We start from the raw sequence: 10,050 nt of genomic DNA, 5'->3' as shown, positions 1-10,050 counted from the left end.
GACGAGATTGTGCAGGACCAGCGCGACGGCTGGACGATCCGCTCCGCCGACGGTTCGCGCGGCGCCCACACCGAGCACACGCTCGCCATCACCGACGGCGACCCCATCATCCTCACTGCGCGCGAGCACGACGAAACCGTCGCGGCGCTTGGGTTCTGAGCAACTGAATTCGGCTCTGCCGACTGGGCTTTTGGCGGCCGTTCTGCTGTCATCAGTTCCGAAGAGCCGGTTCTGATACGCCGTTGCCCATGCGGCAAGCCTGCCGTCAAACAGCTCAGCTGCCAGCTAGGGGCATCCATGCCATGGGATTCGGGCCATCGGCTGCGACGTGTCGTCCCTGGCCGCCCTGATCTTATTTCATATTGCGCAACTGGTCGATCGTCACGAATTCGAAGCCTTGGCGCTTCAGATCGTCGATGATGCCAGGAAGCGCTGCGACGGATTGCGAACGGTTGCCGCCGCCGTCATGCATCAGTACGATGGCGCCATTGTAGGCGTTTTTGATCACCGCTTCATGGATGGCCTGCGCGCCCGGCCGCTTCCAATCCTCGGTGTCAATGCTCCACAGCACCGTGCAGTCGATCAGATCGGAGACATCGCGCCATTGGTCCATGCCGAACGCTCCATACGGAGCGCGGAACACCTTCGTGCGCGTGCCTGAGGCCGCCTGCAGATTCTTGAGTCCTGCTGCGACTTCGGCGCGTGCGGCATCCCGACTGAGTTTGGTCATATCCGGATGGGTGTTGCTGTGGCTGGCGACCTGATGGCCCTCGGCGACCATGCGTTGCTCGGCCTGCGGATATTGCGCCGCGCTCTGCCCGATATCAAAGAATGTGGCCTTGACCCCTTTGTCGCGCAGAATGTCCAGGATCGGCGCGCTGTATGGGCTTGGTCCATCATCGAACGTCAACGCGATCACCTTGCGGCCTGCAGGTTTGGGGGAGATGGCATGCACGATGAGATCGCGGGGCTGCTTGACGACGCCCTTGCTGAGCTTTTTGCCGGAATCCCGGCCCACCCACACCTCGCGCACGCCGTCTCTGCCGGCCTGTTCCACCTCTTGTATCACACCGTGACCGGTGAGTTTCACTTGGTAAGGTATCGGCTCATCCTGTGCATCGTGCGGCTCGACCATGTCCTTGCCGGATTGCAGGCGTATATCGGCGTCCTGCGGGAGCGTGGTGCTGTCGATTGCGTTCGCAGGCACGTCGCGACCGTTGACGGAGTAGCTGATCGGCGCGCCGCCGCTTTGCTTCTCCACTTCTCCGGTGACCGCCATGAGGCGGCCCGGCTTGTGCCCGAAGTTCTGGTTGTCGGCCATCAGCTTACCCAATGTGGTATCGACCCGTACCTGGCGGGCATTGCCGTCGATGCTGATGGGGATTCTGCGCCAATGGTTCTCCCACATGCCGTAGCTCCATACCCCGCCAACGATCGCAGCCGCCGTAAGCAGCATACCGAGCAGCACGAGCAGCCAGGTGAATCGCCTCTTGCGCGGGGTGGGGGAGTTGGGATCAGCTGGGTCGTCGTAGCCGATGGAAGCATCTGCCCCCTCTGTGCCGGCGGCAGAGTAAACACCGCCGCCTCCCTCGGATGCGTTATCTTCGAAAGCGTTATCTTCGTAATTGTCGCGGTCGGTGGTGTCGCCGTTCCCGCGTGCAATGCCGTCGAATGACAGTTCCTCTATGTTGTCCGGCATGTCGTCGCCCATCGTCCGCGGCCTCTCCCTTTTCGCGTCTGCATTCATTCCCTCATTTCATACTACTGTCTTGCGTGGGCGCTGGATCAGGTTCGCTGCGGCCGTGATCCGTCAATCGGGACGGCGCAATATCTGGCGCTCCATGTTTTGCGTAACGTTCGCCGCGTACGAATCTCGCCTTCATGCGTGTCGGGCTTATGGGCGGGGGGCATGTCGCCCTCGCAGATGGGAATCAACCATGCCGATGTGCGCAAGCTCACATGCCGGTCTGGCCGTTCGCCTTCGGTGTCGGGTCGGCTGGGCGATAATGGAGGCATGACTATTGCAACCCATGAGCGTTACGCGCAGATGCTGGACGCAGCCCGGCGCGGCGGGTATGCCTATCCTGCGATCAATGTCACTAGCACGCAGACGCTTAACGCCGCGTTGCAAGGCTTCGCCGAGGCCGAATCTGATGGCATCATCCAGGTTTCCGTCGGAGGGGCGGATTATTTCTCCGGGCAATCAGTGAGGGATCGGGTGATCGGATCGCTCGCGTTCGCGGCTTTCGCACACGAGGTCGCGGCGCGGTATCCGCATATCGTTGTGGCGCTGCACACCGATCATTGCGCCAGGCAATACCTGGACGAGTGGGTGCGGCCGTTGCTTCGCCATGAGATCGACCAGGTGGCGCACGGCCGGGAGCCGGCGTTCCAATCGCATATGTGGGATGGCTCGACGGTGCCGTTGGGCGAGAATCTCGACATTGCCGAGGAATTGCTGGAACAGTCGGTAAAGGCGCACACGATTCTCGAGATTGAAATAGGAGCGGTCGGCGGCGAGGAGGATGGGCATTCCGCGCAGATCGACGAGAAGCTTTATTCGACGCCGGCCGACGGGGTGAAGGTCGCGCAACGCCTGGGGCTCGGGGAACGTGGACTGTACATGGCGGCCTTCACCTTCGGTAATGTGCATGGTGCGTACAAGCCCGGCATCGTGAAACTGCGCCCCGAGCTTCTCGGCGATATCCAGCACGAAGTGGCCGAGGCAGTGCGCGCTGGTCGTGTGACTTCCATGCCGCGGGCGTTTGCGGATTCATGGCGCGATGCGAATGATGGCATCGGCGGCGACGAAGTGGCCGCCGAGAAGCCGTTCGCGCTCGTGTTCCACGGCGGCTCGGGTTCGCGCCCGGAGGAAATCGCAGAAGCGGTGAGCCACGGCGTCGTCAAGATGAATGTCGACACCGATACGCAATACGCCTTCACGCGAGCAGTGGCGGCTCACATGTTCGAGCACTATGACGGCGTGCTCAAAATCGATGGCGAAGTAGGCGAGAAGCGCTTCTACGATCCGCGCTCCTGGGGCAGCGAGGCCGAATCCGCCATGGCCGCCCGCGTGGTCGAGGCCTGTCAGCAGCTCGGTTCCGCGGGCAGGGCGCTGAAGTAGGGCGTTTCCCCTTGGCCCGAGTGAACACGATGGTTGAGCTTGGACACGCTCTTGGTTGAGCATCACGATTCCCGCACTAAGTCGACAGCGGTGTGGGAATCGTGATGATTTTTCGCCGTCGTACGGCGCAAGCCCTGCATGAGGTGCGGGTTGGCGCGGGAGCTGCGACGCCTGGGTGCGCGATCGGCGCATTCCGCACGGCACGCTCGAGTTAGCGTGTGAAAGGTGACGCTGAGACGACCATATGTTGCGCCACCCCAACCTGCTGTGGTATAGGCGTCACGGTAGGGTGTTTCTGGCGGAATCATGCGGATGCGGAGGTGCGTTATGCCCGGAATCATTCTTATTGGGGCTCAGTGGGGCGACGAAGGTAAGGGCAAGGCGACCGATTTGATCGGCACGCATGTCGACTATGTCGCACGCTTCAACGGCGGCAACAACGCGGGCCACACGGTGGTGGTCGGCGACGAATCGTATGCGCTGCACCTGCTGCCCAGCGGCATCATCAGCCCCAATGTCACGCCAGTCATCGGCAACGGCGTTGTGGTCGACCCCGAGGTGCTGTTCGAGGAAATCGAAGGCTTGGAATCGCGCGGCGTGGACTGCTCGCGGCTGCTGGTGAGCGAGGCCGCGCAGGTCATCGCGCCATATCACCGCGTGCTCGACAAGGTCACCGAGCGCTTCCTTGGCAAGCACAAGATCGGCACGACCGGCCGTGGCATCGGCCCTGCCTATGCGGACAAGATCAACCGCGTCGGCATCCGCGTGCACGACCTATTCAACGCGCAGCACCTGCATGACAAGGTCGAGGCGAGCCTGCATCAGAAGAACCAGATGCTCGTGAAACTGTACAACCGCCGCCCGGTCGACGTGGATGAGACCACGGAACATCTGCTGGCGCTCGGCGAAAAGCTCAGGCCCTATGTCGCCAACACCTCGCTGATCCTCAACAAGGCGCTCGACGCAGGTAAGACCGTGCTCTTCGAGGGCGGTCAGGCCACGATGCTCGACGTGGACCACGGTACCTACCCGTTCGTCACGTCGTCGAATCCGACCGCAGGCGGCGCATGCACCGGAACCGGCGTTGGCCCGACCAAGATCACCCGCGTGATCGGCGTCTCGAAGGCCTATGTCACTCGCGTGGGCGAAGGCCCGTTCCCCACGGAGCTCGACAACGAGGCGGGCGAATGGCTGCGCACCCAAGGCCACGAATTCGGTGTGACCACAGGCCGCCCGCGCCGCTGCGGCTGGTTCGACGCAGTCGTGAACCGCTACGCGGTGCAGGTCAACGGCCTGACCGACATAGTCCTCACCAAGCTCGACGTGCTCACCGGTCTCAAGGAAATTCCCATCTGCGTGGGCTACGACGTGGAAGAAGCCGACGGCACGCACACCCGCTACGACGACATGCCGGTCGACCAGGCCGCCTTCACCGTTGCCAGGCCGATTTATGAAACCATGCCCGGCTGGGACGAGGACATCTCGAAAGTGCACGCCTTCGAAGATCTGCCCGCCACCACGCAGGCATATGTGCATCGTCTCGAAGACCTCTCTGGCTGCCGCATTTCGGCGATCGGCACCGGCCCGCAGCGCGATCACATCATCTCCGTGCATTCGTTGATCGACTAAACGCCGGCTCAGGGTTCGTCCGGGGCATGCGGGGCAACTGCAATGGCTCATAACGAGGATTCGGCGGGCGGAAGCCTATCGGGAAACGCTAACGTGCCCGAAAGCGGCGTCGCGTCCGAAGGCGGCATCGCGAAGCCCCTCGGGCTGCTCGGCCACAGGCAGTGGACGATCGCCATTCGCGCAATCGTGTGCGGCTGCATCGCCGGCCTGCCTATGGCGCTGTATTGCTGTGGCATCGGATACGGCGCGCGCTTCGCCCGCTGGATGTAGTCGTAGATTTCGGCCCCGCCATGGCTGATCGCGGCGTTCGTCTGCGTGGCTGCGGGCATTGGCTTGACTGTCGCATGGCTGCTCGCCGTCGAAATGTCCGGCTTGCTGACGCACATGCTTCCCGTCGCCGCGCGCCGCTCGGTGGAAATGCCGAAAATCGCGCATGGTTACGTTGTCGAAACGTAAGCGCAACCAAGTGCGGCCATCATCCTTCTAGATTGATAGCTAATCGAGAGAGGATGGTTACATGACAGCCGTAACGAATCAACCACGGCGTCGTCTTATGGGGATATCGCTCGGTTGTGTGCTTTTTTCCCTGTTGATGATGCTCTCCATGATGCGGCCTGTGACAGCGTTGGCCGCCGAAGCTGTTCCTGTGTGCAATCCGACAGCCACGAACGGGTGTGTCAACGGCATCCTTCAGGATGCGGGCAAAAAACCGATCAGCGGCGTGAAAGTGACTTTGTCCGGCACCGAATCCGCGACGACGACTACGGACGAGACCGGGAAATGGGCCTTCTCGGTGCAGGCTGACGGCACCTATGACGTGGATATCGACAAATCCGTCGCTGCACAACACGGGCTCAAGGCATCCCACATGCAGGTGGAGATACAGAAAGACAGCTTCTCCAAGCAGCGCGGGGTGGTCCGTTTCGATCAGGCGTCGAGCCCGTCGGGCGGTAGTTCCGCTTCGAGTTCGCCGGCTCCGTCAGGATCGGACTCGTCGAGTCCCTCAGGTTCCGACTCGTCGGCTTCGGCGGGCAACGCCGGTTCGTCGCCGGGATCGAATTTCGGCGCCAGAGTATGGCAACAGCTCTATTCGGGCATCATCTTCGGGCTCATGCTGGGCCTCATGAGCGTGGGCATGAACCTGGTGTACGGCACCACCGGCCTGAGCTCCTTCTCGCACGGCGAGCAGGTGTCGCTCGGCGGATTGATGGCATATGTCGGCACGCAGATGCTGCATATGCCTATATGGGCCTCCGCGATTTTCGCCATCGCGGTCGGCGCGCTCAGCGGCCTAGTCCAGAACGAACTCGTATGGGCGCCATTGCGCCGACGCCATATCGGAACGACCCAGCAGCTGATCGTGACCATCGGCCTGTCCATGGTGTTGCAATACGTCTACCAATTCTTCTTCGGCGGCAATGTCAAAGGCATCACGATATCCGTGGAGCAGGGATTCAAGCTCGGCCCAATTATCACCGACTCGGCCACGCTCATCTCCGCCGGCATCTGCATCTTGGTCATCATCGCGATGACGCTCTTCCTATACCGCACCCGCCTGGGGCGCGCGACGCGGGCGGTTTCCGATAATTCCGCGCTCGCAGCCGCCTCGGGCATCAACGTCGAGCAAGTGGTGCGCATCGTATGGATCATCTCCTGCGCGCTGGCCGCGCTCTCCGGCGTGCTGTTGGGCATTTACCTCAACGGCGTGTCATGGAACACGGGTGCGGTGCTGCTGCTGCTCATGTTCTCGGCGGTGACGCTCGGCGGTCTCGGCACCGCCAATGGCGCCTTGGTCGGTTCGCTGATCATCGGCATCGTCGCCGACATGAGCTCGCTGATCATCCCCAACGATATGCGCTACGCCAGTGCGCTCGCGATCCTCATCATCGTCCTGCTGATCCGTCCGCAGGGCATATTCGGCAAAGTTCAGAGAGTAGGCTGAGAGATGGATTTTCTGACATTGATAAGCGATTCCTTGGGGCAGCTCATCGCCCCGACCACGGCTGCGTACGCGTTGGCCGCCATAGGCCTGAACATCCACTTCGGCATGACCGGGCTGTTCAATATGGGCCAGGCAGGATTCATGCTGCTCGGCGCCTACGGCTTCGGCATCACCCAGTCAATGGGGTGGAACATGTTCGCCTCGCTGTGCATGTCCCTGCTGCTCGCTCTCGTCTACGCGCTGTTGCTAGGCATCCCGACGCTGAAACTCGGCCCGGATTACCTTGCTATGGTGACGCTGGCGGCGGCCGAAATCGTCAGGATCGTGGCGCGTTCGACGTCGCTGACATGGCTGACAGGAGGCTCCGGCGGCATCTCCCCACAGTATTTCACCGAGCAGTTCGAGGACGCCTCGCCGCTGCCCGAAGGCCGGACCCAGATCCTCTGGTGGACATATTCGAACAATGTCGCCGATTCATGGTGGATCCGCATTGTGGGGTGGACCCTTGTGGCCATCGTCGCCCTGCTGGCGTGGCGCTGGTTCAAATCCCCGTGGGGCCGCGTGCTCAAAGGCATCCGCGAGGATGAGAACGCCGTGCGCTCGCTGGGCAAGTCGGTCACCCGCTTCAAGCTGCAGTCGCTGTTCCTCGGCGGCGCTTGCGGCGCGCTTTCGGGCATTCTCTTCGTGCTTCCGCGTTCGGTGCAGCCCGACTCCCTCGGTCGCCAAGTCACGTTCTACATCTGGACGATCCTGCTGATGGGCGGCGCGGCGACCATTCTCGGGCCGATCCTCGGCTCATGCCTGCTGTGGGTCTCGCTGACTTTCATCAAGGAGCTGATGCGCACGGCGATCCCCGATACTCTTATTTCCTCGAGCCAGATAGAGTCCCTCGGCTGGGTGATCATGGGCGTCGCCCTGATGTGCCTGGTCATCTTCAGACCGCAGGGACTGTTGGGAGACCGAAGGGAGCTGGCGTTCCATGACTGAAAATAACCTGCCATTCCATGATCTCGCGCAGTGGGCCACCAAGGCCCCGGAAGGCGAGCAGCTCATATCCACCGCATACGGCGACAAGGTGAATGAGGATCTGAAGTTCGTAGAGAGCACTCCTGGCGTGCACAAGCCGGATGCGATCCTCGTGGCCGACAATGTGACCCGCCGTTTCGGCGGCGTCACCGCGGTCGATGTGCAGCATTTCGAAATAGAACGCCACGGCATCACCGCGCTCATCGGTCCGAACGGCGCCGGGAAAACCACATTCTTCAACCTCATGACCGGTTTTGACAAGCCCGACTCGGGAAGCTGGGAGTTCGACGGACGCCCGCTGTCTTCCGTTTCCCCGGAGCGGGTGGCCCGCATGGGCATGGTCCGCACCTTCCAGCTGACCAAAGTCATGGGCCGCCTGACGGTTTTGGAGAACATGCTGCTCGGCGCGCCTGACCAGCCAGGCGAGGGAATGTTCGTCTCGCTGTTCCCCTCGCGCTGGAAAAAAAAGGAAAAGGAGAATGTCGAGAAGGCCGAGTCGCTGCTCAAGCGCTTCCTGCTGTTCGACAAACGCAACGATTTCGCCGGATCCCTTTCCGGCGGCCAGCGCAAACTGCTTGAGATGGCTCGTGCGCTGATGAGCGACCCGCAGCTGGTGATGCTCGACGAACCGATGGCAGGCGTGAACCCGGCGCTGAAGCAGTCGCTGCTCGACTGCATCCTCTCGTTGCGCGAAGACGGGACGACCGTGCTGTTCGTCGAACACGACATGAACATGGTTCGCCACGTGGCCGATTGGGTCACGGTGATGGCCGAAGGCAAAATCGTCGCCGAAGGCCGGCCGAAGGCCGTAATGAATGATCCCGCCGTAGTGGACGCCTACCTAGGCGCGCGTGCCAATATCGACTTGGGAGACGACGCCGCGCTGGAAACCTTGGACGGCGAACCCGGTACGACAGCGTCGGGCGAGGCGCCGCAGGGAGAGGAGACCAGACAATGAGCGATCACATTTCGGCGGCGCAGGCCAAGGCTACGCAGACCGCCGCTGCGCAAACAGGCGCAGAAGAGGCCGGCAGCAGGCCGTTGCTTGATGCGGTGGACTTGGTGGCCGGCTACATCCCGGGCGTCAACATTCTCGACGGGGCTTCGCTCACGTTGCGCGAAGGCGAGATCGTCGGCATCATCGGGCCGAACGGCGCCGGCAAATCCACGCTGCTCAAAGCGTTGTTCGGGCTGGTGCACATCTCTTCGGGCAAACTGCTGCTGCACGACGAGGAGATCACCAATCTGCGCGCCGACAAGCTGGTATCCCGGGGCGTGGGGTTCGTGCCGCAGACCGAGAACGTGTTCCCCTCGCTGACCATTGTGGAGAACATGCATATGGGGGCGTTCCAGGCTCCGAAACTGTTCGCCGAGCGCTTCGATTATGTGTGTTCGATCTTCCCGACTCTGCGCAAACGCAAGAACCAGCAGGCGGGATCGCTTTCCGGCGGTGAACGCCAGATGGTGGCCATGGGCCGGGCGCTGATGATGAAGCCCTCGGTGTTGCTGCTGGATGAGCCCTCCGCGGGTCTGTCGCCCATGCTGCAGGACGAGACCTTCATTCGGGTGCGCGAGGTGAACCGGGCCGGGGTGTCCGTCGTCATTGTGGAGCAGAACGCACGGCGCTGCCTGCAGATCTGCGACCGCGGTTACGTGCTTGATCAGGGCCGCAACGCCTATTCGGGCTCGGGAAGGGACCTGCTGAACGATCCCAAGGTCATCAGCCTGTATCTAGGCAATCTGGAGGAGGAGGTCGAGCAGGAGGGCCGCTGACGGCGTCTTGCTGATTTCGTTGTGTTTCCGATCGTGTTCGATCTTTAATCTCGGGGAAACATAAGGCACATGTATTGGTTGCAAATACGACTTACATTCTGTATCCAAGGGGCGGTCGCGAAACTTTCGCCGCATCGCTCTTAATTGTCGCCCGCCGATCGCGGACAAGAGAGGAAGAGTGGTGATCCACATGACTATCAATATGACTGGCAATATAAAAAAGGCGTCAGTTGCCGCAACCGCCATGGTAGCGGCGGCAGTGATGGCTTTGGCTGGTTGCGGTTCCGGCAGCAGCTCGGGCAGCGGCTCCAGCGATTCGGGAAGCTTTGTACTAGGCGGTCTGTTCCCGGAAACCGGCTCCTTGGCCTTCCTGGGGCCGGCTGAGGTGACGGCTTGGAAGCTCGCCGCGCAAGACATCAACGCTGCCGGCGGGATAACGCCCGGATTTTTGCGCAGATTGGTTGGTGCTTGTTGAAGTAGTGGGGCATGGCTTGTCGCCTGTGTACGATTTCAGTCGCCAAACTATTAACCGCTATGGGAAAGCAGGCGACGATAA

The 10,050-nt window shown here is 61.7% G+C and carries 9 protein-coding genes; 8 read left to right on the top strand and 1 reads right to left on the bottom strand.

Features of this window, described 5'->3' with window-relative positions; all coding sequences use genetic code 11:
* Nucleotides 1-352: 352 nt before the first annotated feature.
* Entirely contained in the window at nt 353-1,711 is a 1,359-nt protein-coding gene (locus tag LKG04_RS08655) for a polysaccharide deacetylase family protein (RefSeq protein WP_291762569.1), read from the bottom strand.
* Between the two features lie 303 nt (nt 1,712-2,014).
* Between LKG04_RS08655 and fbaA the strand changes: the two genes are divergently transcribed.
* From fbaA to LKG04_RS08615, 8 genes are all read left to right on the top strand, one after another.
* Nucleotides 2,015-3,124 carry a class II fructose-bisphosphate aldolase gene (gene fbaA / locus LKG04_RS08650; protein WP_291762567.1) on the top strand — a complete coding sequence of 370 codons (1,110 nt, stop codon included), beginning with the start codon at nt 2,015-2,017 and terminating at the stop codon, nt 3,122-3,124.
* Between the two features lie 327 nt (nt 3,125-3,451).
* Nucleotides 3,452-4,753 (top strand): adenylosuccinate synthase, encoded by a 1,302-nt coding sequence (locus LKG04_RS08645; RefSeq protein WP_291762565.1) that lies wholly within the window; start codon nt 3,452-3,454, stop codon nt 4,751-4,753.
* 42 nt (nt 4,754-4,795) lie between these two features.
* A complete protein-coding gene (locus LKG04_RS08640; protein ID WP_291762564.1) occupies nt 4,796-5,023 on the top strand; it encodes a hypothetical protein in 228 nt (75 codons plus the stop codon).
* A gap of 247 nt (nt 5,024-5,270) precedes the next feature.
* Nucleotides 5,271-6,695, top strand: coding sequence for an ABC transporter permease subunit (locus LKG04_RS08635; protein WP_291762562.1), 1,425 nt, complete (start codon nt 5,271-5,273; stop codon nt 6,693-6,695).
* A 3-nt stretch (nt 6,696-6,698) separates the two neighbouring features.
* Nucleotides 6,699-7,682 (top strand): branched-chain amino acid ABC transporter permease, encoded by a 984-nt coding sequence (locus LKG04_RS08630; protein WP_291762560.1) that lies wholly within the window; start codon nt 6,699-6,701, stop codon nt 7,680-7,682.
* On the top strand, nt 7,675-8,679 hold the full coding sequence (locus LKG04_RS08625) for an ABC transporter ATP-binding protein (RefSeq protein ID WP_291762557.1): 1,005 nt from the start codon (nt 7,675-7,677) through the stop codon (nt 8,677-8,679). The genes LKG04_RS08630 and LKG04_RS08625 overlap by 8 nt, the downstream gene beginning before the upstream one ends.
* Nucleotides 8,676-9,494, top strand: a complete 819-nt coding sequence (locus tag LKG04_RS08620) for an ABC transporter ATP-binding protein (protein ID WP_291762555.1) — start codon at nt 8,676-8,678, stop codon at nt 9,492-9,494. Before LKG04_RS08625 ends, LKG04_RS08620 begins: the two co-directional genes overlap by 4 nt.
* Nucleotides 9,495-9,672: 178 nt before the next feature.
* Nucleotides 9,673-9,969 carry a hypothetical protein gene (locus tag LKG04_RS08615; RefSeq protein WP_363301142.1) on the top strand — a complete coding sequence of 99 codons (297 nt, stop codon included), beginning with the start codon at nt 9,673-9,675 and terminating at the stop codon, nt 9,967-9,969.
* Nucleotides 9,970-10,050 lie beyond the last annotated feature (81 nt).

Origin of the sequence: Bifidobacterium sp., from assembly GCF_022640935.1 — a bacterium.
Classification (GTDB): Bacteria; Actinomycetota; Actinomycetes; order Actinomycetales; family Bifidobacteriaceae; genus Bifidobacterium.
Note: the sequence above shows the minus strand (reverse complement) of the source record. Positions and strands in the feature narration are given on the sequence as shown.

What these genes read in the sequence shown, in the direction of transcription:
- LKG04_RS08645 (WP_291762565.1), top strand. Translation starts at nt 3,452, where the DNA reads ATGCCCGGAATCATTCTTATTGGGGCTCAGTGGGGCGACGAAGGTAAG.
- fbaA (WP_291762567.1), top strand. Translation starts at nt 2,015, where the DNA reads ATGACTATTGCAACCCATGAGCGTTACGCGCAGATGCTGGACGCAGCC.
- LKG04_RS08630 (WP_291762560.1), top strand. Translation starts at nt 6,699, where the DNA reads ATGGATTTTCTGACATTGATAAGCGATTCCTTGGGGCAGCTCATCGCC.
- LKG04_RS08640 (WP_291762564.1), top strand. Translation starts at nt 4,796, where the DNA reads ATGGCTCATAACGAGGATTCGGCGGGCGGAAGCCTATCGGGAAACGCT.
- LKG04_RS08655 (WP_291762569.1), bottom strand. Translation starts at nt 1,711, where the DNA reads ATGGGCGACGACATGCCGGACAACATAGAGGAACTGTCATTCGACGGC.
- LKG04_RS08635 (WP_291762562.1), top strand. Translation starts at nt 5,271, where the DNA reads ATGACAGCCGTAACGAATCAACCACGGCGTCGTCTTATGGGGATATCG.
- LKG04_RS08625 (WP_291762557.1), top strand. Translation starts at nt 7,675, where the DNA reads ATGACTGAAAATAACCTGCCATTCCATGATCTCGCGCAGTGGGCCACC.
- LKG04_RS08620 (WP_291762555.1), top strand. Translation starts at nt 8,676, where the DNA reads ATGAGCGATCACATTTCGGCGGCGCAGGCCAAGGCTACGCAGACCGCC.